The organism is Halobellus sp. H-GB7, assembly GCF_030848585.1.
GTDB lineage: Archaea > Halobacteriota > Halobacteria > Halobacteriales > Haloferacaceae > Haloquadratum > Haloquadratum inordinatus.
In genome coordinates, this window is record NZ_JAVDDW010000003.1 from 257,171 (window position 1) to 281,867 (window position 24,697).

The following is a 24,697-nucleotide window of genomic DNA, read 5'->3' on the forward strand; positions in this document are numbered from 1 at the left end:
CGCTCTCGTCGGCTCACAGCCGCCGTGCAAGCACTTCGCCGTCGTAGTAGGCGCGGTCGAGTTTGCGCGGCGAGACGGCGTCGCCGACGCGGTAGACGTCGTCGCGTCGCTCGTCGAGCTCGAGATAGAGACCTTCGTCTGCCTGTCGGCGGCCGACCACGACGACCGAGTCCGGCCGCCGGGTCGTCGTCTCGCCCGTGAGCGTATTTCGGAGCGTGACGGTTCCAGCAGCGTCGACGGCGTCGAGAGCGTGGTTCCCAGTGAACGTCGCGCCCCGCGCCTGCAGCGCCGCGACGAAGCCCGGAAGGTTCGGTTGCTCCGTCCGGAACGCCGGGTAGTGGTCTCTCGACACCATCTCGACGGACTCCGCGTGGTCGAGCAGCGCGAGGCCCGTCTGGACGGTGATGACCCAGCGGTTGTCGTCCACGAGGAGGACGTCCGCGCCGAGATCGAGGTCCGACGGCCCACCTGCGCCGCGTGCGCTTTCGAGCACGTCGAACGCGTCGACGACGTCGCCCTCGAACCCGAGCGCCGACGTGTCAGGCCGACTCGCACCGGTCGCGACGACGACCGAGTCCCACTCGGGGCCGACGTCGTCGGCAGAGACGGGCGCTTCGAGTTCCACCGTCACGCCTGCCTCGTGGACGGCGGCCTCAAGGTCTTCTACGGCGCGACCGAACGGTTCGAGCGGCCCCTGTGCGGCCAGATTCAACTGCCCGCCGAGGCTGTCGCTCGCCTCTCGAAGAGTGACGTCGTGGCCGCGGTCGGCCGCGACAGCGGCGAATCGGAGCCCCGCCGGTCCGCCACCGACGACCAGAATGCGCTGGGGAAGGGCCGCCGGTTCAGCCTCCGTGAGCGCGTACAGTTCGGTCTCACGCCCCGTTCTGGGATCAACGACGCACTCGACGTGGCTCCCGTGCGCGTGGCCGTAGACGGCTTCCAGGCACTTCTGGTTGCACTGGATACAGCGGTCGTATCGTCTGTCGGCAGCGGCTTTCGAGAGCGTCTCGGCGTCGGCCAGGAGTTGGCGAGTGAAACTGACGAAGTCGACACCTGCATCGAACAGCGTGTCGGCGTCGTCGATTGTCGTGAACGGCAGCCGTCCGATAACGGGAGTGTCGACGTGTTCGGCGGCCGTCGTAATCGGGTCCAGGAGGTCCGGAGCCGAGGCAGAAACCCCCGCGTGCGTTTGATTGTAGGTCGCCCGCGTGCCGACGGTACAGGAGAGATAATCGAACCCCTCGACGGCGTCTAAGATGTCCGGAACGTCTCCGAACTCGTAGCCGCCGTACTCCAGTTCCGCCAGGGAGAGGTGTAGTCCCACTGGCCCGGACGACTGCTCTGAAACGGTCGCGAGCGCCTCGTTTACGAACCGTGCGCGGTCGTCCCAGTCGCCGCCGTACGCGTCATCGCGGGCGTTGTAGCGCGGCGAGAGGAACTGTCGGAGGACCGAAAACGGGCCGGCGGCGAGTTCGACGCCGTCGAAGCCGGCCGCATCGAGATTTTTCGCGGCGGTCGCGAAACCGTCGAGAACGTCGTCGATGTCCGCGCGCGTCATCGTCTTGGGCATCTCGTAGGCCGCATCGGACGGGGACGCGGAGGGAGCGAGTTGGGGTTGCATCTCCCAGTCGCCCCGCGATTCGGCGCCCGTGTGCGTCAGTTGCCCGAAGATACGGGCGTCGTGGTCGTGGACGGCGTCGACGACGTCCGTGAGTCCCGGGACAGCGCTCTCGTCGTAGGCGTCGAGGAACGCGGCGCCGCTCGCAGACGGGTGGACGAGCATCTGGGCCGGCCCGACAACGAGACCCGCGCCGCCGGCGGCCCGCGCGGCCAGGTGGGCGGCGAGTTCGGTCGTCGGTCGTCCGTCGTCGACGAACCGCGTTCGGACGGGGCGGAACACCCCGCGGTTGGGTATCGTGAGGTCTCGGATCTCTCCTGGGTCGAAGATTTCCATGCCAACAAATATCAATCAAAATTACTTGAAGATAGCGCACAGTCGCTTCGGTAGCGTCCGTCGGTTCGATCTTTCGACGAGGCAGTCGCTAAACCGAAAGAGTCGCGATAGTGGTAGAAGCCGTCTACCGCGTAGTATACACAGACTACTCCGGACATCGCGGTGTGTCGACCGACTCCTCAGCCCGGCCAATGCTGAGGGTTTTAAACGACGGCCCGGTTACGTGGGGGTATGTCAGAACAGCCTGATCAGACCCGTTCGAAGGTCGGACGGCTCATTCAGGAGTACGAGATGGACGGCGTCGGCCAAGAGCTCGAAGACCGCTGGCTGGGTCGGGGCTACGAGAGCCAGAGCCTCCGGTCGCTCGCCGACTGGTTCAACGAGCGGCTCCTTCGCGCGAAAATCGAACGCGGCGGCGGGACCCCTCTCGACGGTGAAGTCGCGAACCTCTATCGCCTGCTCTCTCAGGACGACGTCACTGCGGGGATGCGAGTTGATGCCGAAGCCGCACTCGAACGCAACGACATCGACCCGGAGACGCTCCAGGACGAGTTCGTCTCCCACCAGGCGGTACACACCTACCTGACGGAATTCAGGGGCGTCTCCAAAGAACAGGCGACGACCGACACCGATCGCATCGAAAAGGCTCGCACGACGATCCAGCGACTTCAGAGCCGCCTCATCGCCGTCATCGAGAGCAATCTGACGCAGTTGCGCAATAGTGGTCGGCTCGCGCTGGGCGATTTCAACGTTCTCGTGGACGTACAGGTGCTCTGTACCGACTGCGGGACGAGCTATCCGATTACGGACCTGCTCGACAACGGCGGCTGTGAGTGTCAGATAGAAAATAAAGATTAATTATTATTTGATTTACAACAGATAGAGGCGAGAACGGGATGGAGCCTCACTCCGAATCACAGTCCGGAGGCGGAGACGAGATCGTTTGGTCCAATCGTTCGACAACCAAGCGTTCGTTCGGATTACAGCAGTAATTTTGTAACAGAACGGTCGACGCGGCGGGTTCCTACAGACTGGTGAGACTACCCGTCGATGCAACGTGGGACGATCAATATCTCATAGGGATTATCGTAAGTCTGCATAGATGTCTCGCCGGACGGTACGGCGAGAATCTCTGAACAGTTACGATAATCCCTATCAGTTGTTACTTAGTCTAATGTAATATATTTAGCGCAGTTCAGAATTGACTTCCGCGGTCGGGTCAGCTTCGCCGAAATGAGTACCAAGTACCGTCGAAACCACTGAAAGTCAGGAAATTTTTTGATTAGCCAGCAGACAGCCCGCGCCAGTCATATTTCCAGTTAAATTTAATAATCATAATAATATACTACTAATATATCTTATATATTGCGGTCAAGAGGCGGGGGCGTCAGCACGACGTGCAAAATCGTGCTCGAATAGGAGTCTACCCCCTACGCGGTGTCGCTCCGGTCGCCGCTCGTGCCCTCCGCTTTGTAACCCTTATAATGCGCGCAGAAAGTACCGTCCAGTATGACAGGCCGAATCAGGCTCGGTGCCGACGTCGGGGGGACCTTTACCGACGTCGTGCTCGCCACGGGCGAGGATCTCGTGACGGCGAAGGTGCCGAGCACGGCGGACCAGAGCGTGGGGGTGTTACACGGCATCGAGAAGGCGTGCGAGGACGCCGGGATCGATCCGACGGCGGTCGACGAGTTCACGCACGCGATGACTGTCTCTGTCAACGCGCTCTTGGAACGCGACGGGGCGAAGACGGCGCTCGTCACGACCGACGGCTTCCGAGACGTCCTCGAAATCGGCCGGCAGGACCGCCCGGACCTTTACGACCTCTCCGCTGAACGGCCGGAGCCGCTCGTCCCCCGGCGGCGCCGCTTCGAGATCCCCGAGCGTTCGACGCCCGAAGGAATCGAAGCCGGCGTCGACGAGGACGCCGTCCGCGACGTCGCAGCGGAGATCCGGGCGTGCGACGCAGAGAGCGTCGCCGTCTCGCTGTTGCACGCCTATGCGGACCCCCGGAACGAGCAGCGAGTGGTCGAGATCCTGAAGACGGAGCTCGACGTTCCGATCTCGGCCTCACACGAAGTACTCGCGGAGTTTCGCGAGTACGAACGAACGTCGACGACGGTCGTCGACGCCTACGTGACGCCGGCGATCGATCGGTACCTCGGTCGGCTCTCTCAGCGCGCGGCTGAGATAGGGCTCCCGGAACCGCTCGTGATGCAGGCCAACGGTGGCATCGCCGCCGTCGACACGGTCCGGGAACACGCCGTCACGACGACGATGTCGGGCCCCGCAGCGGGCGTCGTCGGCGCGAACGCTGCGGCCGGTGGAGTAGCCGAAGAACGTGGCCTCCACGGACTCGTCACCTTCGATATGGGTGGCACGTCGAGCGACGTGAGTCTCATTCGCGACGGGGAGGCCGAGCGGACGACCGACGCCGAGATCAACGGCCAACCGGTCCGCACGCCGATGGTCGACGTGACCACCGTCGGCGCGGGCGGCGGGTCGATCGCGTGGGTCGACAGCGGCGGTGCGCTCCGGGTCGGACCGGAGTCCGCCGGGTCGGACCCCGGACCAGCCTGTTACGGGAACAGCGGCACCGACCCGACGGTCACCGACGCGAACCTCGTCCTCGGGTACATCGGCGAGAGCACGGCCCTGGGGGGCGAGCTCGCGCTCGACGCCGACGCCGCATTCGACGTGCTGGCGGACCTCGCCGAGGAAGCGGGTCTCGGTGGGCCACTCGACGCCGCGCGCGGCGTCTATCGCGTCGCGAACGCGAATATGGCGCGGGCGATCCGGTCGGCGACGGTCGAACGGGGCCACGACCCGCGCGAGTTCGGCCTCGTCGCGTTCGGCGGCGCAGGGCCGATGCACGCCTGCGCACTCGCCGACGACCTCGACATCGGAACGGTCGTTGTCCCGCCTGCCTGCGGCGTTCTCTCCGCGTACGGACTGCTCGCGGCCGACGAGAAACACGACGCCGTGCGGACTCACCGCGTCGGTCTCGCCGACGTAGATCCCGCGGTCGTCGACGAGCGATACGACGAACTGGAGGGAGACGTGCTCGCAGACGCTCGCGACCCCGACGCGGCGACGGTTCGCCGGCGCGCCGACCTCCGCTACGCCGGACAGAGTTTCGAGCTCACCGTCGACGTGGGGGAACCCTTCGATGCGGATCGCGTCGAAGAGCGGTTCCACGAGGCGCACGCCTCGACCTACGGCTACCGGATGGACGAGCCGGTCGACCTCGTCAACCTTCGGGTGTCGGCGACGACGCCCCGGCGCGACCCGGCCACCGCATACGAAGCCGAAGGCGGCGCTCATACGGGCGAACGCGAAGCGACGTTCGGCGGAGAACGGACGTACGAGACGCCAGTGTACGATCGCGCAGGACTCGAAGTCGGACGGTCGATCGGCGGGCCGGCCGTGATCGAACAGGCCGAAAGCACCGTCGTCGTCCCGCCGATCTGGGACGCCGAAGTGCGCGCGGACGGATCGGTCGTGCTTGTGGAGGAAGATCGATGACCCGAGACGACACACCCAGCGACGATGCAGGTCGCACCGGCGTGAAAGCGAACGGGAGCAGTGTCGACCCTGTCACGCTCGAAATCCTCCGGAATCAATTGGAGGGCGTCGCCGAGGAGATGGGCGAGGTGCTGATCCGCAGCGCGTACTCGCCGAACATCAAGGAGCGACAGGACTGCTCGACGGCGCTCTTCGACGCGGAGGGCCGGATGGTCGCGCAGGCAGAGCACATCCCGGTCCACCTCGGCGCGATGCCGGAAGCCGTCGACGCGATCCGGCAGTACGATCCAGAACCCGGCGACGTCTGGGCGTTGAACGATCCGTTCGAGGGCGGCACGCACTTGCCGGACATCACGCTCGTCTCGCCGCTCGCGCCCGACGTCGAGGGAGGCCCCGGCGACGGCGAGGAGATCCTCGGCTACGCGGTATCGCGCGCGCATCACGCCGACGTCGGCGGGTCGACGCCCGGAAGTATGCCCGCCGGGGCGCGCGAAATCTACGAGGAAGGGCTTCGTCTCCCCGGCGTCCGTCTCGTCCGCGACGGCGAACTCGTCGACGACGTCTTCGCGATGCTCCTGGCAAACGTCAGAACACCAAGCGAGCGACGGGCCGACATCCGTGCACAACTCGCCGCGCACGACCGCGCCGATGAACGCCTCGCCGACCTCCTCGAACGCTCCGGAGAGACCGTGCTCGACTCGTTCGGCGCGATCATCGACTACTCGCGAGACCGGATCGAAACCGAACTCGATGCGATCCCTGACGGGGTCTATACGTCCGAAGACGTTCTCGAAGGAGACGGTGTCAGCGACGACGACGTGCCGATCGAAGTGACCGTCACCGTCGATGGGACCAAAATCGACGTCGACTTCGCGGGCACTGCGGAGCAGGTCCCGGGGAACCTCAACGCACCGCTGGCGGTCGCAAAGAGCGCCGTCTACTTCGTCGTGCGGAGCCTGACCGATCCCGAGATCCCGCCGAATCAGGGCTGTTACGACCCAGTCTCCGTCTCGGCCCCCGTGGGGTCGCTCCTGAACCCCGAATCGCCCGCCGCCGTCGTCGGCGGCAACGTCGAGACCAGCCAGCGCGTCACGGACGTCGTGTTCGCGGCCCTGGCCGAAGCAGTCCCCGAGCGCGCGCCCGCACAGGGCCAGGGAACGATGAACAACCTCATCGTCGGCTCCCGCGAGGGGGCGTTCACCTACTACGAGACGATCGGCGGCGGCGCGGGAGCGACCGCCGAAAGCGACGGCATCGACGGCGCACAGGTGGGGATGACGAACACGCTGAACACGCCGGTGGAAGTGCTCGAAGCGGAGTACCCGCTCACCGTCGAGCGCTACGCGCTCCGGCCGGGCACCGGCGGTGACGGGGAGCACCGCGGGGGGCTCGGTCTCGAACGGGCGCTGACCGTCGAGTGCGACGCCACCGTGTCGCTGCTCACCGAACGCAGGCGCACACGACCGCGAGGCATCGCCGGCGGCGCTGACGGCGCGACGGGCGAGAATCTCGTCGACGGCGAGGCGGTGGCCGCGAAGACGACCGTCGACGTGGACGCGGGGACGACAGTCACGATACGGACGCCCGGCGGTGGCGGCCACGGGTCGCCCGACGACCGCGACCCGGACGCACGGGCGGCCGATCGGCGCGACGGGAAACGCGACGAGTGAACCGGAGCGCTGGGACGCAGAAGGGACAACGCTGAAATCGCTCTGCCGTCTCGGTTTAGGCACTGATGGCGCTCACCTATCCGCATTTTCTCATCAACTTCAAGCTCTACGAGGGGACGACAGGAGCCGACGGACTGGCGTTGGCGAGGACGATCGAGACCGTACAGCGACGGACGGGCGCGACGTTCGTCATCGCGCCACAGACGCCTGACATCTATCGGATCGCTACGGAGACGTCGCTGTCGGTCGTCGCACAGTCCGTCGACGCGCTGGACGCCGGACAGGGGAACGGGCAGGTCTCGCTCGACGCAGTCGATTCGGCGGGGGCCGACGGCGTGCTCGTCAACCACCCCGAGAGCCCGGATTCGTTCGGCGACGTCGCGGAGACGGTGGCTTGCTGTGCAGAGCGCGACCTCGAATCGATCGTCTGCGTCGACAGCGTAGAGATGGGCCGGGCGGCGCTTTCGTTCGACCCGGACTGCCTCCTGTTCGAGAATCCGGCAGACATCGCGAGCGACCGCGCACTCGCGCAAATGGACCCTGCGCGCGTCGAGACGTTCGTCTCGATGGTCGAAGCGGAGAATCCTCGGACCCGCGTCCTGCTCGGCGGCGGGATCAGTACCGGGGCAGACGTGAAAGCGAGTCTCGAACACGGTGCCGACGCGGCCGGCGCGGCCTCTGCGTTCGTCGGCGCGAGCGATCGAGAAGCGTGGCTCACCGCTGTGGCGGAGGCGCTCGAAGCAGGCGACGAGAGCGGATGAAATCGGTCGACGGGAGCGGGACCGAACGGGATGACACCCCAGCGTATTATAGTGGGGTCTGACGTACTTCCGGTAGATGGACGATACGACGTACGAACTCGTCGTCTTCGACGGCGACGAGACGCTCATCGACGGCGACATCGTCGATGCGCTTGCCGAACACGTGGGCGTGACTGACGAAGTAGAGCGCGTGAAGACAGACGTCTGGGAACACGACCTCGACGCGATGGAGGCGCTCTCCGAACAGATCTTCCCGCTCTTCGAGGGCGTCTCGGCGGCGGAGCTCGAACGTCTCGTGCAGTCGCTCCCGTTCGCGCCGGGCGCGAAGGCAGTCGCCAGCAACGTCACCTGCCAGACCGCGATTTTCACGGCGCTGACTCCCCTCGCGGACCACATCGCCGACGAACTGGGGTTCGACTGGAAGCGCGCGAACGGTCCCGTCGTCGAGGACGGCGTCCTCACGGGCGAAATCCACGGCGACATCATCGACCGCGGCAAAGGGCCCGTGCTCGACGACCTCCTCGAGCAGTTAGGAATCGATCACGACCAGGTCATCGCCGTCGGCGACGGCCCGCACGACATCCCCCTGTTCGAGCGCGCCGGGTTCTCGATCGCGATGGCTCCGAGACCGGCCGTTCGCGACGTCCCCGACGTCGCCACGGACCAACAGAACTTCTTCGAGATCGTCCCGCACCTCGAAGCGCGAGGCGTACTGGACGTCGAGGGCGTGCAGAGAAACGCGGACGAGCCGGTCGACCTTACAATCGACTAAGCCGGCAGCAGCGACGCTGTCGGAGAAACGAGAAAAGAACGCTCGGCGAGAGCGAGAAAACGGCCAGAAGAGCGACGGGCCGTGACCGTCGCAGTCGCCTACAGTCGGTCGAGGATCCGCTCGGCCGTGCTCGACGACGACGTACTGGTCGCGTTCGCGCTCGCCTCGTCGCCCTCGTTCCACGTTGTCTCGGGGCGACTCTGCAGGATGTAGAACCGCTTGTCGTCGCCGTCTTCCTCGATCGCCCACTCGATGTCTTGTGGCTCGTCGTAGTGTCGTTCGATGGCCTTCGCGAGGTCGGTTAGTTTGACGATCTCGTCGGCGGTTACAGAGGGGACGTCCCGCTTGTCGTCGTCGATCTCGACCTCCTCGGTCCCCGCGTCGGTCGGGACCGTCATCACGTCCTTTTGTTTGACGTTGCGGTCGACGATCTTGTAGACGGGTTTGTCGACCAGGAAGCTATCGGGGGTGACCGTCCCGCTCACGACGGCCTCTCCCAGCCCCCAGTTCGCTTCGATCCGAACTTTCGATTGGTCGCCGTTCGCCGGGTTGAGCGTGAACATCACGCCGGAGGTCCGCGCTTCGACCATCTTCTGGATGCCGACGCTGATGAGGACCTCGTCGCGGTCGAATCCGTGCTTCTCGCGGTACGTGATCGCACGCGCGGTGAACAGACTGGCCATACACTCCTTGGTGCGCTGTTTGACCGACTCGAAGTCGGTGACGTTGAGGTAGGTGTCCTGTTGGCCCGCGAAACTGGCGTCGGGCAGGTCCTCGGCGGTCGCGGAAGACCGAACGGCGACCTGCAGGTCGTCAGTACCGGTCTCGGACTGGAGCTTCTGCCACGACGATTCGAGTTCGTCGGCGAGAAAGTCCGGGAAGTCTGCGCTCTCGATGTGGTCGCGAATATCCTCACTCGCCGCGGCGACAGCGTTGTCGTCGTCGATATCCACGGTCGACAGTCGTTCGCTTATGTACTCGCCGAGCGATTGCTCTTCGATGAAGGCCTCGTAGAAATCCGTCGTGACGGCGAAGCCCGGCGGGACCTGAACCTCCTCGCCCGCCTCCATCAGTTCGCCCAGCGAGGCGTTCTTCCCGCCGACGAGACCGATGTTCGCTTTGGTGCAGTCCGGAGACTCGAAGTGCAGTGTGTACGTTGGGTCAGCCATATTTTTGTAATTAGTGATGGTCTATTTAGGGGTTACTCTGCCTTCTCGAGGATCTCGACCTCGCCCGTCTCACCATCGAGGCGGACCAGATCCCCAGTCTCGATGACCGAGGTGGCGTGACCGGTGCCGGTGACCGCGGGGAGACCGTACTCGCGGCACACGATGGCGGCGTGGCTCGTGATGCCGCCGTCGTCGGTCACGGCACCCGCCGCGCGGGGGAAGATAGGAGCCCACGCCGGGTTCGTGAGCGGCGCGACGAGCACCTCTCCCTCCTCGAGTTTGTCGATGTCGCTGGAATCGTTGATCACGCGGGCGGGTCCCTCGACTTGGCCAGACGACGACCCGAACCCTTCGAGGTTCGTTTCGTCACCCGCATCCGACTCGATGTCGAGCCAGTTTTCGACCTTCTCGGTGGTGATACCCCACAGCATCTGCATCAGCGGGTCGGTGACCTCCTCCGGCGGTTCGCCGAGTGCGGGAGAGGGGTCCCACTCCTTTGCGGCCTCGAACATCTGTCGGCGCTCCTCGGCGCGGTCCTGCCAGCGCTCGGAGACGAACGCGCCCTTCCCGAGCGCCCACGTCTCGCAGGCCTCTTCGAGGAGTTCTGCGACCTCGAAGCGGTTGAAGAGGAAGACGTCCGCTTCGTCTTCCAGCAGTCCGTGGTTGACGAGCAACTGTCCGAACTCCCGCATCTTGCGGAAGATGATGGTGTGCAGCCAGTTCTCGATCCAGAACTGGTGGTTCTCGGCGTACTCATAAACGGTCATACACGTTTCGTAGGCGTGGTCGAACTCCTCGCGTTCCTCGGGGTCCAGATACCGGCGGTACTCGTCGACGATTTCGTCGCGTTCGTCCTGTAGGGCCTCGAAGTCGCGGCCCAGTTCCTCGCCGTCCTGCAGTCGATCGATCTTGGATTCGAGGTGGTCGAAGGGCGCTTTGAAGTCCTCGATCCACGAGCCCTTGTAGCTGTGGAAGCCGTCGCCGTAGGTCATATAGAACCACGGATCTTTGACCTCGTCGAATCGGTCCATAAATTCGCTTCCAGCCTCGGTCTCCCGGAGGCGCTCCATCTTCTCGTCGGGCGAGGCGTCGGACGTCAGAACGTCGGTGACGTCGTCGCCGAGTTCCACGGCGAGTTCGGCCAGCTCGTTCAGTTCCTGGTCCGGGCGGAACACGTCGGCTTCGACGGCCGAGACCATCTTCCCGATGGCGTCGTCGGAGATGTCGGGGAACAGTTCGCGGCTCGTCTCGGTGAACTGCATATACGCGAGATACGCGAGATAGAGGAACTCGAAGTGCCGCTGCCAGCCTTCGAGCGCGAGTTCGGTGAGTCGGTTGTAGTTCCGGATGACGTCGAGGGTCGATTGACTCTGGCCTTTGGCTTCGGTGATAACGTCGTCAGGGACGTATTCGGGGAGTTCCGCAGGGACGTCGAGGGAGTCGATCTCGTTGCCGATTTCCTTGACGGCGGGGAGCCAGATACCGTTGTACAGGGCGTCGTAATTCTCGTAGTAGTACTCGCTGCGCTCTGCGAAGATCTGGGCGCGTTCCTGCAGGAGCTCCTCATCTTCGACGTTGATCCCGGTGAAGTACGCGTAGCCAGCGACGACGCGGATGTCGACCGACATCGACGGCGGGATCGCGAACACTCGGCTCGTGTTTTGTGCCATCGCGATCTGCCACGCCTGCGCGCTGATCGTCATATCCCACGGCATCACCGGTTCGGTGGTGTCCTTCTTGTCCCAGAACCAGAACCGGTCCCGCTCGTAGTCGGTCCGGTCGTCGGTGAGTTCGAACTGGAAGTACTCGGGGTACATCTCCTCCCATCCGTCCAGTTCTTCGGGAAGTTCTAGTTCACCGGCGTGTGGAAACCGTTCGCGGGACTCTACTGTGCCACTGGGGTCTTCTCCCGCAGTTGCGGGTGCGCCCTGATCTGATCCCATGGGAATAGACAGCGTGACACAGCTATTTATAATTAACGAAGGTTCATTTGGTATTGTAATCTATTTCTCGTTCTAAAGAATTTATTGTATTCTTTATACCGAGTGGAGACAAGAATGAGGTTGTAGAAAGGAGTAGATTGATTACACCATAATCACGATGTATTTCTATGCAAGTCGGACTCATCAGTGACGTACACGCCAATCGACCGGCGCTCGAAGCCGTTCTCGAAGATATGCCCGACGTCGACGCGATCGTACACGCGGGCGACGTGGTCGGATACGGGCCGTTCCCCAGTGAGGTCATCGAGATATTCAGAGAGAACGACATCGTCTCGATCCAGGGGAACCACGACCGCGGGGTGCTGGGGGACTTCCACGACAACTTCCACGAGATTCCGAAGTCGGCCGCGCTCTGGACGACCGAACAGTTGACCGACGACGAACTCGGATACATCGAGTCGCTCCCGATCGAGCGCGAGCTGTACGACGGACAGGTCAAAGTGGCACACGGCGCACCCGACAAGCCGAACACCTACACCTATCCCGAGGATTTCAGTCCCGACCTCCTCGGCGAGGAGTCCGTGCTCGTCATCGGCCACACCCACATTCAGGCGAAGTCCGAATTCGACGAAGGCGTCGTCGTCAATCCGGGAAGCGTTGGGCTCCCACGCGACGGCGACTGGCGCGCCGGCTACGCCGTCCTCGACGTGGAGGCGGGAACCGTCGGTCTCCACCGCGTCGAGTATCCTAAAGCGGAGACGCAAGAGAAAATCGACGAATATGGCCTCCCCGAGGTCCTGATCGATGGCCTCGAAAACGGCGAGTTGGTGTTCGGCCGGGCGAAGCGGTCGGTCAACGACTCCGTCGAATAACTCTCCGCGCTCTTTCTTCGAGCGGTCCTCGACGCACCAGAACCCTCAGAACGGATAGTCCCGGGGCTGGTGCTGGATCGACGTCCACTTCGTCTCTGTGAGTTCCTCGATGATCCACTCGCCGTTGTAGCGGCCCATCCCGGAGGCTTTCGTCCCGCCGAACGGGACGTGCGGCTCGTTGTTGATCGGCTGATCGTTGATGTGGACCATCCCGGCGTCGATTCGATCGGCGACGTCGCGGGCGCGTGAGATCCGCTCGGAGTGGACCGACGCCGAGAGGCCGTACTCGGTGTCGTTCGCGAGTTCGACCGCCTCGTCGTCGTCGCTGAACGGGACGACCGGCGCGACGGGGCCGAAGTGTTCGTTACACGCCGCGGCCATATCGTTCTCCATATCCGAGAGGACGGTGGGTTCGACCAGCAGTCCCTCTGCGCTGCCGCCGAGTTCGAGCGTCGCACCCTGCTCGACGGACTGCTCGACGTACGCGAGGATGTCGTCGCGCTCGGCCTCGTTGATGATCGGGCCGACGATCGTATCCGCCTCCAGTGGGTCGCCGACCTTCAGTTCGGCCGCGCGTTCGACCAACCGCTCGACGTACTCGTCGTAGATGTCCTCGTGGACGAGGTGGCGGTTGATCGAAATGCAGATCTGTCCCTGATGCATAAACGAGCCGAAAATGCCCGCGTCGACGGCCCGTTCGACGTCCGCGTCTTCGAGCACGACGTGGGGGTTGTTGCCGCCGAGTTCCATCGCGGGGAGCGCGAACGCTCCGGCCGCGTTGCGAGCGACGCGGCGGCCGACCGAGGTAGACCCCGTGAACGCTACCGCCGACATCTCAGGGTGGGAGGCGACCCGGTCGCCGATCTCCGAGCCGTGACCGGTGACGACGTTCAGGACGCCCTCGGGGAGCCCAGCGGCCTCGAACAGCCGTGCGATGAGGAGGCCACCGGTGATCGGCGTCTCGGTGGCGGGCTTGAGCACGACGCTGTTCCCGAGTGCGATCGCCGGCGCGACCGCGCGCAGCGAGAGCTGGAACGGGAAGTTCCACGGCGAGATGACACTGACGACGCCGACGGGTTCGCGCTTGACGATGTTCTCTTTCCCCTCGACCTTCGATTGGCTGTGACTGCCCGTCATCCGGAAGGGGTAGGTCGCGACATCGTGCATCATCTCGCCCGTCGAGGTGAACTCTCGGGAGGCTTTCGGGCGTGCGCTCCCGGACTCGATCGCCAGTAACTCTGTCAGTTCCTCGTGGTAGGTCTCGATGAGGTGTTGGACGTCGCGGATGATCTCACCGCGTTCCTGGGGGAGCACCTCTTGCCACTCCTCTTGGGCCCGCGCGGCTGTCTCGAACGCCTCGTCGACGTCAGCGACGGTGCCGGCGGGGACCTCGCTCACGACGTTGCGAGTGGCAGGGTTCTCGACGGGGATCGTCTCGTCCCCCGCTGCGGGTCGCCACTCGCCGTCGATGAACAGGCCGTTCCAGTCCGCGTCGATCGAGAAGTCGCTCGCCTCTACCTGTGCTGTCTGTGGTGACTGCTGTGTCATTGTCTCGGTAAATGTGCTGTCGTTTCGGTGTCTGTCCGTACTGCGTCGACGCCCCGAGGGTCGCGCGACGAGTGTCGGCGACCCCAGGATCGTCAGTGTGCGTGATCCCGAGGTCCTCAGTTCGGGCGGTCACGCGGTCCTCAGTGCGCGTGACCACCCGGGCCGTGCGGCGTTTCGAGGAACTCCGAGAAGATGCTCGTGTCCTGTGCGGCGAGGCCTTCGAGCCCCTCGGCGTCGACGCGGATGCTGAAGTGCTTCTTCGGCGCTTCGATGACGAGCCGGTCGCCATCCGGCGACGCGACGCTGCGGACGACGATGTCCGCGTACTCGTTACTCAGTGTGAACTCGCAGTCGACCGCGTCGTCGGCGTCAGACTCCGGTTCCGACCGAGCCGCGAGGTCGTACTCGTACCCGAGGAACTCCGAGAAGACGTCCAGGTCCTGCCACGAGAGGCTCTCCAAGCCGAGCGCGTCCGCCCGAAGCACCTCGTCGCCGGCGCGGACCTCCAGCCGTTCGCCCTTCGGCGTCTTGATCTGCCGGACGGTCACCGCCGCGTCGTCGCCGCGGATCTCGGTCTCCTCGGCAATCTCGAGGTGGGGCGCTGATTCAGTTGCGTCCGTCATAGGAATATCGAGATGTTGTCGGTGCTCAGGACCGTCTGATCCAGTCGGATCTCCCGGTCTGCGATCTCGAATGTGTCCCCGCGTCGCCGGAGGACGTCCTCGCGCCGCGCCGAGAAGAACGTGTGTTTCTCACTGTCCCCGCGGCTCAGGTACACGAGGAGGTTGGCCTCGACGAACAGTTCGTCCTCGGCGAGTGCCTCGTCGTCCCGGGTGATGCGCACGTTGGTGACGTAGCGGCGTGTCCGGGTGGGCGGGCGTTCCGCCCAGGCGTACTCGGAGTCGAAGCGCTCGACGCGGGCCTTCAGCGAGCCGTAGTCCTCGTTGAAGTAGTACCCTCGTTCGCTGAACACGCTGGCGGTGTTCTCGCGCATCAGCCGCCGTGGCATCCGGTAGTTGATGTCGTCGGCGACGTGGTCGAACCACTCGTGGAGTTCGCGGTTGTCGAGCAGTTCCGCCTCGTAGTAGAGGAACTGCTCGACTTCCCGTTCGACGAGGAGGGCTTCCAGCTGCTCTTCGCGTTCGGCCAACATCACTGGTCCTCCTGGACGTTCATCGGCGTGCCCGTGGCGTCGGTTCTATCGTTGCCCGCGAGCATCTCGTACCACTGCTCGTGGAACAGGCGCATCCCGCCCTCTTCGAGGTTCTCCGAGTAGGCGAAGCCGGGGCCGAGCCACTCGTCGTCGAGTTCCATCTCGCTCATCCACTCGAGCCCCATCTGGTAGTTCAACTGGAGGTTCTGACTGCTGGCGAACTGCCCGTTGGCGGATTCAGTGATGCCCTTCCAGATCGGCACGTCGTCCTGTTCGAAGTTCCCGGTCGGGCCGAAGTTCGAGGTGTACATCTTGTACATCCGTTCTTTGAACTCCTCGGGCGCGTTCTTCGGGGCCAGTCCCCAACTCCACAGTTCCATCTTGTCGGGACCGAGCGGTCGCCACTTCCGGATGGTGAAGAACGGCGCGACGTCTTTCTCGGGGTCGTCTGTGGTGTCGCCGAAGTGGAGGAACCCGAAGTTCGGGAAGATCGCACCGGTGAACGAGAGCGCCTGACGGGCCAGTTTCCACTGGGCGTCCGAGAGATCCTCCTTCGTGAACAGGTCCTCGACGACCTCCTCGGGGTAGGTGAGGAAGACGTCTTCGTCCTCGAACCCGCGCATACTCGTCGTGTGGCCGTCACAGTGGATGTGTCGGTCGAGGCTGTCGCCGGTTCCAGCGTGGCCGACTGTCTCTTCGCCGCCAAGTTCCAGATCGAGGACCGAGCCGTGCGCCCACGCGGTGTGGTAGCTGTCGCCGTTGAAGTTGTCCGCGATGGTCTTCCAGTTGGCGTCGATGACCCAGCGGTGCGGTTCGCCGATGACCTCCATTCCGCCCTCGGGAAGCTTCATATGGACGTCGAAGTACCACTTGAAGTCGCCGAGCCACTCCTCGAACGACGGTCCCTCTTCGGCGAGCGAGGCGAAGACGAGCCCCTCGTAGGTTTCGAGTCGGGGGACGTGCGCCAGGCCGTACTCCTCTCGATCGAGGTTCTTGAACGCCTTCGATTTCTGCGGGATGCCAGCCGCGTCGCCGTCGTTCTTGTACGTCCAGCCGTGATACGGACACCGGAAGTGCGAGGTGTTCCCCTGTTCGGCACGGCAGACCTGCGCGCCGCGGTGGCGACAACTGTCGAACAGCAGATTCACCTCGCCGCTCTCGTCGCGGACGAAGATGAACGCGTCGTCGCCGATGTAGCGGCGGGCGTAATCGCCCGGCTCCGGGATCTCCGATTCGTGACCGATGAACACCCACGCCTGCCCGAAGATGCGCTCCATCTCGAGGTCGTGGAGGTTCTCGTCGTGGAAGAACTCGAGCGGGAAGAACCCCTCATCGAGCGAGTCGCGAGCGTCCTGCAGCGCTTGTTCTGTCGCGCTGGGTTTGTCACCTGCTGCCATACTTATACGTCGACTTCAGAGTATAGATACTTAAATATTCCGAATATAGGAGTATTTGTAATTTGAAAGTGGCTCAGTTTGCTCGATTGTATTCTGCTAAGGCAAAATTATATTACGCTGTCTTCTGTAGGGTCGAGCGAATGAGTCAGTCCACATCGAATCGGGGCTCCGGTACGTCAGGGTCGCGAGACAACGTCGCACGACTCACGGACACGGCGTCGCGCGATCGCGTACGCAGTGATATCGATGCGTGAGATCGAAGCGGCAGTCGTCCGCGGACCAGAAGAACACGCAGTCGAGACAGTCACACTCGACGATCCCGAACCGGGTGAGGTCCTGGTGGACGTGCGCGCGACGGGCGTGTGTCACACCGATTATCACGCCTACACGAGTGACGACACCGATTTCCCGGTCGTGCTGGGCCACGAAGGCGCAGGCGTCGTCGAGGCCGTCGGCGACGGCGTCTCGACGGTGGAGCCGGGCGACCACGTCGTGCTCTGGGTGCTGCCCTCCTGTGGCGACTGTGAGTACTGTCGGAGCGGCCAGCCGTATCTCTGCCAGGCTCGACGCGAGACCCGGGGACAGATGATGGACGGGACGCATCGGCTCAGTCAGGACGGCGAGCCGATCGACCACTTCTACGCCCAGTCGTCGTTCGCGAGTATGGCTGTCGTCCCCGAGCGACAGGTGGTTCCCGTCGCCGACGACGTCCCGTTCGAGATCGGGGCGCTGCTCGGTTGCGGCGTCACGACCGGCCTCGGAGCCGTCTCGAACATCACCGACGTCGACGGCGGCGAGACGGTCGCGGTATTCGGCTGTGGCGGCGTCGGCGCCGGGGCCGTCCTCGCGGCCAACGCCGTCAGCGCGGGCACGATCGTTGCCGTCGACCTCGATGCCGACACGCTCGACACGATGGCGGAAATCGGCGCGACACATACCGTGAACGCCGGCGAGGAAGATCCCGTCGAACGGATCGAAGAACTCACCGGCGGCGTCGACTACGCTTTCGAGTGCATCGGCGCTCCCCAGACCGTCCAGCAGGCCATCGCGTCGCTGAGACCGGGCGGCACGGCGGCGATCACCGGGACGAGCGACACGCCGCCCGCCGAGATCGACCTCGGACGGTTCACGAAGGGGATCTCCGTCGTCGGCAACATCGTCGGCTTCACGCAACCGCGGGTCGACATCCCGCGGTACGTCAGGATGTATCAGAACGGCGATCTCGATCTCGACGCGATCCTCACGCGCCGCTACGAACTGGAGGAACTCGACGAGGCGTTCGCCGCGCTCGACGCGGGCGAAGTGATCCGAAGCGTCGTTCAGTTCGAAGAGGGGGCGTGATACTGTCGGAGATTGGAAATTTCTCGGCATCCACGGGTGTCGCACTGCTTCAGTGGCATCTGTCCGACAGTCTGAAGGCGTCACAGCGACGCCCACAGTCCGGACCACGGGCAACTTCTCGCAGCCCTTTTGAAGGCTGCCCGAAAAGAGTCGGAAAACACGATGACCAATGACACGCTGGCCGAAATCGGCCCCCGAGATCTCATCCTTCTGCAGGCACGCATCGCGAATCCGACCGCGTCGAGTCGCGAACTCAGCGAGATCCTCAAAGAGGAGTACGGCATCTCACTGTCCCACAATCACGTGAACACGCTGCTTCGGGAGATGGAGACAGAGGGGCTCTTCCGGAAAACCGTCGTCCCGCGACGGACGCTGTTCAAGCACTACGTGTTCCGCATCGCCTTCCACTACCCGAACTTCAGAGACCACTGGGAGGACTGTTACGACACCCTCGTCGAGGACCCGCACGTGTTGATGTTTTTCAACGCGGATCACAAGTACCGCTGGCAGCTCATCACCCAGTTCCGAAGCACCGAGCAGATGGACGAGTGGGTGACGGCGTTTTTCGAAGACCACGGCGAGGTGATCGACGAGTTCGAGACGACATCCGTCCACAACCTCCACAAGTTCAAGACGGACGCAGCCATCTTCGACGACCTGATCGCCGAAACCGAGGAGGGACAAGAATACTTGGAGCGGCGAGGCGATCTCGGGCCTGATGCCGAGACCGACGCCGCGGAGAACGGCGCTACAGAGATAGAGTAATTCGGTCGGGAAATTGGTCCTATTTTTGATCGGTTAGACCATTATGAATTATATTTTACCCTCTTCTGAGCGACAGCACTCTCTTTCGCGATCCGGAATAAGACGTGGAGCGCGCTGTGGAACCAGCACAAAAAGGAGTTAGCAGAGTTTTGGTGCTTGTTTTCGCATAGTTCATTAGAGACAAGAAAGAGATTCCGAGATAGCTATACGTTGGATGCGGATTAGAGAACAGAGAAATAGTAAATAAGATATGAATGATTGGATTCTTATATTTATTTGTCGAGAGGGATTTCGGGCAGCGAGTCGGCGAACGTCGGCCTACGATTCGCTCCGCCGTCGCGGACGGTGGCCGAGCGCGGTTTCGACCGCCGCGACGCGGTCGTCGATGTGTTGCTCTCGACCGCGCTGTTCGTCAATCTCAAGTGAGGTGATCACTCGATCACCGTCGGCAGCGGCGTGGGCGGCTTGCCTCGAGGCGGGCGATGGCTGTCATAGTGGATAGCTCCGTAGACCGGCCGCTCGCGTACAAACACGACGGCCAGCCGGTGAGTTGAACCACGAGCACGCAAAAAAAGGACACGCCGAGAGGGGGTACTATCTTGGTACTGCCCCGTGATGTAGGAATCGTATGCCGGGGAAATGTCCCTACTGTGAAGAAGAGATTACGCCCGTGAGCGGCGGCGAGCCGCAGGATCACTCCGGGATTGCCACTGTCTGGGTCTGCCCGATCTGTGAGAAGATCCTCGGAATCACGGAGTGGATGGATTGATATGGGCTCGTGTTTACTGACTAATATGTTTGGTCACGTCCAGACACGTGATCGGATGGACCGTCGAGCCCAAACACCACGCACCGCTGATTCGAAACACCAGACCCCCCCACGGAGTTAACAAAGATGCCACGAGAAAGCCCATCAGTAACGTTCGATCGAGTGAGCGAAATCAACGGCGACGCGACGACGCTCATCGAAGGATTACCCGGTCACGGATTAGTTGCCGCCATCACAGTCGACGTCATCACGAGACAGTTGTCACTCGAACACCACGGGAACATCGTCTCGGAAGATTTTCCGCCCGTAACGTCGTTCAAAGACGGTCGCGTCCGGGATCTCGTCCGGGTGTACGCCCGCGACGATCCAGCCGTAATGACGCTGCAAAGCGACGTCGCACTGCCTGGACAGGCGTTCAAAGCGCTCAGTCGGTGCATCCTCGACGACCTCGCCCAGGAGTTCGAGCGAGCGGTCTTCCTCGCAGGAGCACCGGCGGAGAGCGAAGACCAGATCGGCAACGTCGTCGGCGTCGGGACCACAGCAACGATCGAATCGCAACTTCGCGACGCTGGGATCCAGCCGGCTGATGGGCCCGGGTTGATTGGCGGGATCACCGGAGCGCTCGTCTCGAAGTGCCACCACGCCGACGTTCCCGCGGCAGTGCTGGTGGTGAAGGCGAATCCGTACTTGCCTGACCCAGCCGCCGCGCGCTCTGTCATCGAAAACGCCCTCGAACCGCTGGTCGACTTCGACATCGACACGACTGAACTCGAAGAGCAAGCCGACCAGATCAGACAGCAGATGGAACAGATCGCACAGCACTACCGGCAGATGACCGAGGCCCAGCAACAACAGGAGCTCGAGGAATCCCCAGGTTTGACCATGTATCAGTAGCGGCGGCGCATCGACGGAGCGAACTCACTATTCTCGCGAATCCGACGAAGTAGTCCGATGATTTCATAACGCCTTCACACGCCGAATACGTCGCCACTCGCTTTTCACTCTCTGGGCCCCGTAGTGATATCATAACAAATAACACTAACAGACGTACAGTTGTTATATTAATTGCTTCCTGACCGGTGGTAGCAGCTTTTTACTCCGTGAGACAACGTCGGGTTGCGTCCACAGATAGCGGAGGACTGGGGAGAGCAGTCATCCGGAATCGGGGGCGAGAGACAGTTAGATCACGAGGGGCGCGTGCAGAACGGCGGCGTGTGGCGGAAACGTACAGCCACAGATACAATTATACAACAGGCATCCGATATCTCCGATGGAGGACAATGCCTGTAGTAGACGTCGCTCGGACAGGAGTAATGACAGCGCAGCGAGACCAATCCGCAGGGAACCTCGCGACCGTGATGAAAGAAGAGAACGTCGGGAGCGTGATCATCGAAGAGGACGGTCGTCCCGTCGGAATCGTCACCGATCGCGACCTCGTCGTCGAGGTCCTCGAACCCCGCGCCGACCCGACGACAGTGACGGCGGCCGACGTGATGACCGAGACGCCAGTTACGGTCGATACCGATGCCGGCGTCTTCGAGGCGATCAGACAGATGCACGAACACTCGGTTCGCCGGATGCCCGTCACCGAGACCGATGGCAATCTGGCGGGGATCGTGACGTTGGACGATCTGTTGATCCTGCTCTCTGACGAACTGGACAACCTGGCCGGCGTCATCGAAACCGAATCGCCCCCGTACTGAACGACAGCCCCGATTGGGGGATCGACGTCGAAAAAACGACCGAGGCCGTGGTCAATCGAGTGCCGTCGAGATCCGGAGGGCACCGCAAGAGTACGGTCGTCCCACAGTGCGTCCGCAGACACACAGGAACCGGATTCTCGGTGATACCTGCCACTATTTTTTGATCGGCCCAGTCGAGGCCTTTGAGTTCCACCTCGCTCCAGCCGTGGATACCACAGATGAGAAGCAAGGGCAGAACAGAAAGCGAAGAGCGAGTCACCACCGACGGCTGCGGCCGACCCTCAATCGGCGGCAATAGATGCTCGTCCGATCGGTCGTGACTGTGACGAACGGTTCGCAACCCCGAGGTTGCGGGATGCGTCACAGACGTGCAGCCGACGTGATTAGCCTGACCACCGACGAACCAGCACGAGGACGCCGATGGCGGCGAGCACCGCTACGACGCCCATCCCACTCACCGGTACCGGACTGGAGTCGGCGTCCGTGACGGAGTCGGAACCGGCCGTCCCGAGATTGTCTGCCGTCGCTGGATCGGTCGCGGTACCAGCGTCATCGTCAGCGACGTCCGTCGCTGCGCCAGCGTCGTTACCGTCGGCGGTGCCGTCACCAGCGTCGGCTGTCGTCTGGAGTTCGCTCTCAGTCGTGTCTGCTGGGCTCGATTGCTCGTCGCCGTCGTCACTCGAGTCCGCAGAGTCGCTGGCGTCCGAACCGTCGTTGTCGTCGTCGCCCTGGCTCGGATCCGTGGGATCGTCTTCGACCGACTCCTGCGTCGACGAGACGACTCGCACGCGCGTGTCGGCGTCGTAGGGATCACCCTGCTCGTCACCGAGTGCGTTGACCGTGAGCGTCGTGTCGGCTGACTCGGCGTCCGCACCGCTGAGTGTGAGCGAGCCGATCCGTACGCGCCCGGTATCGGTGGTGTTCATCAGCGCGACCGTCGCGACGACCCGCGATCCGTCCGCCGATATCGTGGTGTTCGCCAGATCGGCGGTCTCGTGCGGATCGAAGCCGGTGATCCGCGCAGACGACGAGTCCGCGAGCGAGACGGTGACGTTGTACGCGCCGACGCCGTCGGTCGCGTCCTCGACGACGACGTCGTAGGCGTCGGCGTCCGCGTCCGCGTCTTCGATCGGCGGTCCGCCGTTTCCTGAGTCGAGTTTTTCGGTTGCCGCTACTCCGGTGCCGGTCACGACCAGAACCGCGGCCACTACCGCGAGACCCGCGCGGAGCGCGCGTCTACGTTGGGCGGTCGAAGTCAGGTCGCCGAGCAGTGTCGTGATCATTACTGTCCTCTGTGTATGTTTTTGATTGGTGGTGGCTCGAAACGGAAAGAGAGAGGCGTAGTTAGGTAGTCAGTTCGTTGAAGAGAGCCTGGACGTCGGCGACATCGACGGTACCGTCACCGTTGAAGTCGAAGTAGGCCGGGTTGTCCTGGACGGCCTCGTCGTCGAGGTTGACGAACAGGCCCTGGATGTCGACGATGTTGAACTCGCCGTCACCGTTGATGTCCTCGTAAGCACCGTCGTCGTCGACGTCAGTGACCGGACTGGTGTAGTTGCCGACGGTGATTTCGGTGACGGTGAGGGACGCACCGTTCGTGCCGGTGACGGCGTAAGTGGTCGCGTCTTCGTCGGCAATCGCTTCGACAGCGGTCGAGAGGGAAGTCGAGCCGGCTGCCTCACCCTGGACGGTTATCGTCGCAACGACCACGCTTCCGGAGTCGGCCGTATTCATCAGTGCAGCGTCGATCGCGACTGAGGAGCCGTCGGCCGCGATGTTGGCCTCCGAAGTCTCCTCAGCCGGATTCCCTTGCAGTTCCACGTCGGTGATGGATCCGACAGACGGATCGTCGACGGAGACGGTCGCCGTGTACGCACCGACGCCGCCTTCCGCGTCGTCGACGACGAGTTCGTACGTCGTCGTCCCGCCGACGGAGCTCTCACCGTTCGCCGGCGAGAGGCTCACCGACGTCTCAAGGTCGTCTGCTGGGGGTTCCGGTTCGGTCACCGTCAGCTGTCCGCTCGCGGAGTCGTTCGCAGTCGAAAGGTCGACGTCGTGGTCGCCGACGGAGAGACTGTCAGTAGCAACCTCGAAGGTGACGTCGTCGCTCGCACCGCTCGCGAGCGTCACGCCCTGACTGTCGACCGTCGCACCGTCGACGGCGACAGCGACTGTCTGCGTCCCGTCGTCGCCGGTGTTCTCGACGGACGCCGAGACGGTCGCCGCATCGCCCTGCGTGACCGGCGATTCGACGTCGATCGCCGAAATTTGGAAGTTAGCGGGAGCGGCCGTCTCGGCGACTGAGACCGTCTGTGTCGTGGTGTCGGTCGCGCCGTCGTCGTCGGTCACCGTCAGTTCGACGTCGTAGTCGCCGGGCGAACTGAAGGTGTGCGTGACCGAATCACCGGAGTCAGTCGAACCGTCGCCGAAGTCCCACTCGTAGCTCGCGATCGAGCCGTCCGCGTCACTGGAGCCGGAGGCGTCGAAGCTCACTGAATCGCCGACTGCGGGATCAGATGGCGAGGCACTGAACGAGGCGCTCGGGGCTTGGTTCTCCGGGGCTGCCTCGGAGACAGTAATTGTCTGCTGGGTCGTCGCAGTAGCCCCGTCGTCGTCGGTCACCGTCAGCGACACCGTGTAGCTGCCTGCGCTGTCGTAGCTGTGCGACGGCGACGCGCCCGTGGCGCTGGTTCCGTCGCCGAAGTCCCACTCGTAGCTCGCGATCGAACCGTCCGCGTCACTGGAGCCGGAGGCGTCGAAGCTCACTGAATCGCCGACCGTTGGATCAGACGGCGAGGCGCTGAACGAAGCGCTCGGGTCCTGGTTGTCGGGCGTCGTTTGAACGGTGATAGTCGTCGTCGTCGACTCGGCGATCCGTTCGTCGTTGGCCGGATTGATTCCGGAGCCTTCGGTAGTGACCGAGTAGTCGCCAGCGTCAGCGTCTGCGGGTATTTCGACGTCGTAGGTCACTTCGTAGGTGCCGTTGCTGAGCCAGACGGCCTGCAGGACGTTCCCGCCGGCTTCCTTAACGAAGCCACTATCAGAGTCAGTCATCTCTCCAGTCCAGCCCGAGGGGAACTGCGCTTCCAACCCCGGCCCGTTGACATCTGTTGCCGTGAACGTCGTCGTGATGGTCACCGTGTCGCCGGGTGCAGCCGTCGTCGTCGACGGCGAGTTCGATACTGAGACGCTCTGGGCCGCGGCCGTCCCCACCGGCGCGTAGCCGAATGCCGAGAGGGCGACCGTCAGCGCCACGAGCGTCACGAGCGCTTGTCTGAATCTGCTTCGAGTCGTTGTCATCGATGATTGCTATCGTGTTTGTATCTATCACTTCGTGCCGTCCACGACGGCACGG

21 protein-coding genes are annotated in these 24,697 nt (G+C 63.3%); 12 read left to right on the forward strand and 9 right to left on the reverse strand.

The annotated features are described in order from the left end of the window. Window positions 1–13: 13 nt before the first annotated feature. On the reverse strand, window positions 14–1,954 hold the full coding sequence (locus tag RBH22_RS08075) for an FAD-dependent oxidoreductase (protein ID WP_306677141.1): 1,941 nt from the start codon (window positions 1,952–1,954) through the stop codon (window positions 14–16). Window positions 1,955–2,185: 231 nt separating this feature from the next. Here RBH22_RS08075 and rdfA point away from each other — a divergent pair, with 231 nt between their 5' ends. The 5 genes from rdfA (at window position 2,186) to RBH22_RS08100 (ending at window position 8,682) form a co-directional block, all read left to right on the forward strand. Continuing rightward, on the forward strand, window positions 2,186–2,812 hold the full coding sequence (gene rdfA / locus RBH22_RS08080) for a rod-determining factor RdfA (RefSeq protein WP_256290047.1): 627 nt from the start codon (window positions 2,186–2,188) through the stop codon (window positions 2,810–2,812). A 651-nt stretch (window positions 2,813–3,463) separates the two neighbouring features. After that, a complete protein-coding gene (locus tag RBH22_RS08085; RefSeq protein WP_306677142.1) occupies window positions 3,464–5,479 on the forward strand; it encodes a hydantoinase/oxoprolinase family protein in 2,016 nt (671 codons plus the stop codon). Further along, the gene (locus RBH22_RS08090) at window positions 5,476–7,149 is read left to right on the forward strand and encodes a hydantoinase B/oxoprolinase family protein (protein ID WP_306677143.1); all 1,674 of its coding nucleotides are present in this window, start codon (window positions 5,476–5,478) and stop codon (window positions 7,147–7,149) included. Before RBH22_RS08085 ends, RBH22_RS08090 begins: the two co-directional genes overlap by 4 nt. A 65-nt stretch (window positions 7,150–7,214) precedes the next feature. Beyond that, the gene (locus tag RBH22_RS08095) at window positions 7,215–7,910 is read left to right on the forward strand and encodes a triose-phosphate isomerase (protein WP_306677144.1); all 696 of its coding nucleotides are present in this window, start codon (window positions 7,215–7,217) and stop codon (window positions 7,908–7,910) included. A 76-nt stretch (window positions 7,911–7,986) separates the two neighbouring features. After that, a complete protein-coding gene (locus RBH22_RS08100; RefSeq protein ID WP_306677145.1) occupies window positions 7,987–8,682 on the forward strand; it encodes an HAD-IB family phosphatase in 696 nt (231 codons plus the stop codon). Between the two features lie 98 nt (window positions 8,683–8,780). On the opposite strand, the gene RBH22_RS08105 is transcribed toward RBH22_RS08100, so the two are convergent. Beyond that, window positions 8,781–9,851 carry a PEP/pyruvate-binding domain-containing protein gene (locus tag RBH22_RS08105; protein ID WP_306677146.1) on the reverse strand — a complete coding sequence of 357 codons (1,071 nt, stop codon included), beginning with the start codon at window positions 9,849–9,851 and terminating at the stop codon, window positions 8,781–8,783. Between the two features lie 32 nt (window positions 9,852–9,883). Then, window positions 9,884–11,794 (reverse strand): PEP-utilizing enzyme, encoded by a 1,911-nt coding sequence (locus RBH22_RS08110; RefSeq protein ID WP_306677147.1) that lies wholly within the window; start codon window positions 11,792–11,794, stop codon window positions 9,884–9,886. 167 nt (window positions 11,795–11,961) lie between these two features. On the opposite strand from RBH22_RS08110, the gene RBH22_RS08115 reads away from it, so the two are divergent. After that, window positions 11,962–12,666, forward strand: a complete 705-nt coding sequence (locus RBH22_RS08115) for a metallophosphoesterase family protein (protein WP_306677148.1) — start codon at window positions 11,962–11,964, stop codon at window positions 12,664–12,666. A gap of 45 nt (window positions 12,667–12,711) precedes the next feature. Here the strand turns inward: RBH22_RS08115 and RBH22_RS08120 are convergent, their stop codons facing one another. The 4 genes from RBH22_RS08120 to RBH22_RS08135 all read right to left on the reverse strand — a co-directional run bounded on the left by RBH22_RS08120 (window position 12,712) and on the right by RBH22_RS08135 (window position 16,764). Further along, window positions 12,712–14,214, reverse strand: coding sequence for an aldehyde dehydrogenase family protein (locus RBH22_RS08120; RefSeq protein ID WP_306677149.1), 1,503 nt, complete (start codon window positions 14,212–14,214; stop codon window positions 12,712–12,714). Between the two features lie 140 nt (window positions 14,215–14,354). Then, window positions 14,355–14,837, reverse strand: a complete 483-nt coding sequence (locus tag RBH22_RS08125) for a hypothetical protein (RefSeq protein ID WP_306677150.1) — start codon at window positions 14,835–14,837, stop codon at window positions 14,355–14,357. Then, the gene (locus RBH22_RS08130) at window positions 14,834–15,367 is read right to left on the reverse strand and encodes a 3-phenylpropionate/cinnamic acid dioxygenase subunit beta (protein ID WP_306677151.1); all 534 of its coding nucleotides are present in this window, start codon (window positions 15,365–15,367) and stop codon (window positions 14,834–14,836) included. Before RBH22_RS08130 ends, RBH22_RS08125 begins: the two co-directional genes overlap by 4 nt. Further along, the gene (locus RBH22_RS08135; protein WP_306677152.1) at window positions 15,367–16,764 is read right to left on the reverse strand and encodes a Rieske 2Fe-2S domain-containing protein; all 1,398 of its coding nucleotides are present in this window, start codon (window positions 16,762–16,764) and stop codon (window positions 15,367–15,369) included. The genes RBH22_RS08130 and RBH22_RS08135 overlap by 1 nt, the downstream gene beginning before the upstream one ends. Window positions 16,765–17,010: 246 nt before the next feature. Between RBH22_RS08135 and RBH22_RS08140 the strand changes: the two genes are divergently transcribed. From RBH22_RS08140 to RBH22_RS08165, 6 genes are all read left to right on the forward strand, one after another. Then, window positions 17,011–18,105: a zinc-binding dehydrogenase gene (locus tag RBH22_RS08140; RefSeq protein WP_306677153.1), complete on the forward strand. Its 1,095-nt coding sequence runs from the start codon at window positions 17,011–17,013 to the stop codon at window positions 18,103–18,105. A gap of 162 nt (window positions 18,106–18,267) precedes the next feature. Further along, the gene (locus RBH22_RS08145) at window positions 18,268–18,870 is read left to right on the forward strand and encodes a helix-turn-helix domain-containing protein (protein WP_256290032.1); all 603 of its coding nucleotides are present in this window, start codon (window positions 18,268–18,270) and stop codon (window positions 18,868–18,870) included. Window positions 18,871–19,146: 276 nt separating this feature from the next. Further along, window positions 19,147–19,296, forward strand: a complete 150-nt coding sequence (locus RBH22_RS08150) for a hypothetical protein (protein ID WP_306677155.1) — start codon at window positions 19,147–19,149, stop codon at window positions 19,294–19,296. A 202-nt stretch (window positions 19,297–19,498) separates the two neighbouring features. Continuing rightward, window positions 19,499–19,639 carry a hypothetical protein gene (locus RBH22_RS08155; RefSeq protein WP_256290031.1) on the forward strand — a complete coding sequence of 47 codons (141 nt, stop codon included), beginning with the start codon at window positions 19,499–19,501 and terminating at the stop codon, window positions 19,637–19,639. Between the two features lie 126 nt (window positions 19,640–19,765). Next, window positions 19,766–20,533 carry a PAC2 family protein gene (locus RBH22_RS08160; protein WP_306677156.1) on the forward strand — a complete coding sequence of 256 codons (768 nt, stop codon included), beginning with the start codon at window positions 19,766–19,768 and terminating at the stop codon, window positions 20,531–20,533. Between the two features lie 386 nt (window positions 20,534–20,919). After that, the gene (locus RBH22_RS08165) at window positions 20,920–21,342 is read left to right on the forward strand and encodes a CBS domain-containing protein (protein WP_306677157.1); all 423 of its coding nucleotides are present in this window, start codon (window positions 20,920–20,922) and stop codon (window positions 21,340–21,342) included. 383 nt (window positions 21,343–21,725) lie between these two features. Here RBH22_RS08165 and RBH22_RS08170 read toward each other — a convergent pair whose 3' ends face one another. Together RBH22_RS08170 and RBH22_RS08175 are read right to left on the reverse strand one after the other, a co-directional pair. Then, window positions 21,726–22,625, reverse strand: coding sequence for a hypothetical protein (locus RBH22_RS08170; RefSeq protein WP_306677158.1), 900 nt, complete (start codon window positions 22,623–22,625; stop codon window positions 21,726–21,728). A 61-nt stretch (window positions 22,626–22,686) separates the two neighbouring features. Continuing rightward, the gene (locus RBH22_RS08175; protein ID WP_306677160.1) at window positions 22,687–24,642 is read right to left on the reverse strand and encodes a PKD domain-containing protein; all 1,956 of its coding nucleotides are present in this window, start codon (window positions 24,640–24,642) and stop codon (window positions 22,687–22,689) included. Window positions 24,643–24,697: the final 55 nt, after the last annotated feature.

What these genes read in the sequence shown, in the direction of transcription:
- RBH22_RS08075 (WP_306677141.1), bottom strand. Translation starts at nt 1,954, where the DNA reads ATGGAAATCTTCGACCCAGGAGAGATCCGAGACCTCACGATACCCAAC.
- rdfA (WP_256290047.1), top strand. Translation starts at nt 2,186, where the DNA reads ATGTCAGAACAGCCTGATCAGACCCGTTCGAAGGTCGGACGGCTCATT.
- RBH22_RS08085 (WP_306677142.1), top strand. Translation starts at nt 3,464, where the DNA reads ATGACAGGCCGAATCAGGCTCGGTGCCGACGTCGGGGGGACCTTTACC.
- RBH22_RS08090 (WP_306677143.1), top strand. Translation starts at nt 5,476, where the DNA reads ATGACCCGAGACGACACACCCAGCGACGATGCAGGTCGCACCGGCGTG.
- RBH22_RS08095 (WP_306677144.1), top strand. Translation starts at nt 7,215, where the DNA reads ATGGCGCTCACCTATCCGCATTTTCTCATCAACTTCAAGCTCTACGAG.
- RBH22_RS08100 (WP_306677145.1), top strand. Translation starts at nt 7,987, where the DNA reads ATGGACGATACGACGTACGAACTCGTCGTCTTCGACGGCGACGAGACG.
- RBH22_RS08105 (WP_306677146.1), bottom strand. Translation starts at nt 9,851, where the DNA reads ATGGCTGACCCAACGTACACACTGCACTTCGAGTCTCCGGACTGCACC.
- RBH22_RS08110 (WP_306677147.1), bottom strand. Translation starts at nt 11,794, where the DNA reads ATGGGATCAGATCAGGGCGCACCCGCAACTGCGGGAGAAGACCCCAGT.
- RBH22_RS08115 (WP_306677148.1), top strand. Translation starts at nt 11,962, where the DNA reads ATGCAAGTCGGACTCATCAGTGACGTACACGCCAATCGACCGGCGCTC.
- RBH22_RS08120 (WP_306677149.1), bottom strand. Translation starts at nt 14,214, where the DNA reads ATGACACAGCAGTCACCACAGACAGCACAGGTAGAGGCGAGCGACTTC.
- RBH22_RS08125 (WP_306677150.1), bottom strand. Translation starts at nt 14,837, where the DNA reads ATGACGGACGCAACTGAATCAGCGCCCCACCTCGAGATTGCCGAGGAG.
- RBH22_RS08130 (WP_306677151.1), bottom strand. Translation starts at nt 15,367, where the DNA reads ATGTTGGCCGAACGCGAAGAGCAGCTGGAAGCCCTCCTCGTCGAACGG.
- RBH22_RS08135 (WP_306677152.1), bottom strand. Translation starts at nt 16,764, where the DNA reads ATGGCAGCAGGTGACAAACCCAGCGCGACAGAACAAGCGCTGCAGGAC.
- RBH22_RS08140 (WP_306677153.1), top strand. Translation starts at nt 17,011, where the DNA reads ATGCGTGAGATCGAAGCGGCAGTCGTCCGCGGACCAGAAGAACACGCA.
- RBH22_RS08145 (WP_256290032.1), top strand. Translation starts at nt 18,268, where the DNA reads ATGACCAATGACACGCTGGCCGAAATCGGCCCCCGAGATCTCATCCTT.
- RBH22_RS08155 (WP_256290031.1), top strand. Translation starts at nt 19,499, where the DNA reads ATGCCGGGGAAATGTCCCTACTGTGAAGAAGAGATTACGCCCGTGAGC.
- RBH22_RS08160 (WP_306677156.1), top strand. Translation starts at nt 19,766, where the DNA reads ATGCCACGAGAAAGCCCATCAGTAACGTTCGATCGAGTGAGCGAAATC.
- RBH22_RS08165 (WP_306677157.1), top strand. Translation starts at nt 20,920, where the DNA reads ATGCCTGTAGTAGACGTCGCTCGGACAGGAGTAATGACAGCGCAGCGA.
- RBH22_RS08170 (WP_306677158.1), bottom strand. Translation starts at nt 22,625, where the DNA reads ATGATCACGACACTGCTCGGCGACCTGACTTCGACCGCCCAACGTAGA.
- RBH22_RS08175 (WP_306677160.1), bottom strand. Translation starts at nt 24,642, where the DNA reads ATGACAACGACTCGAAGCAGATTCAGACAAGCGCTCGTGACGCTCGTG.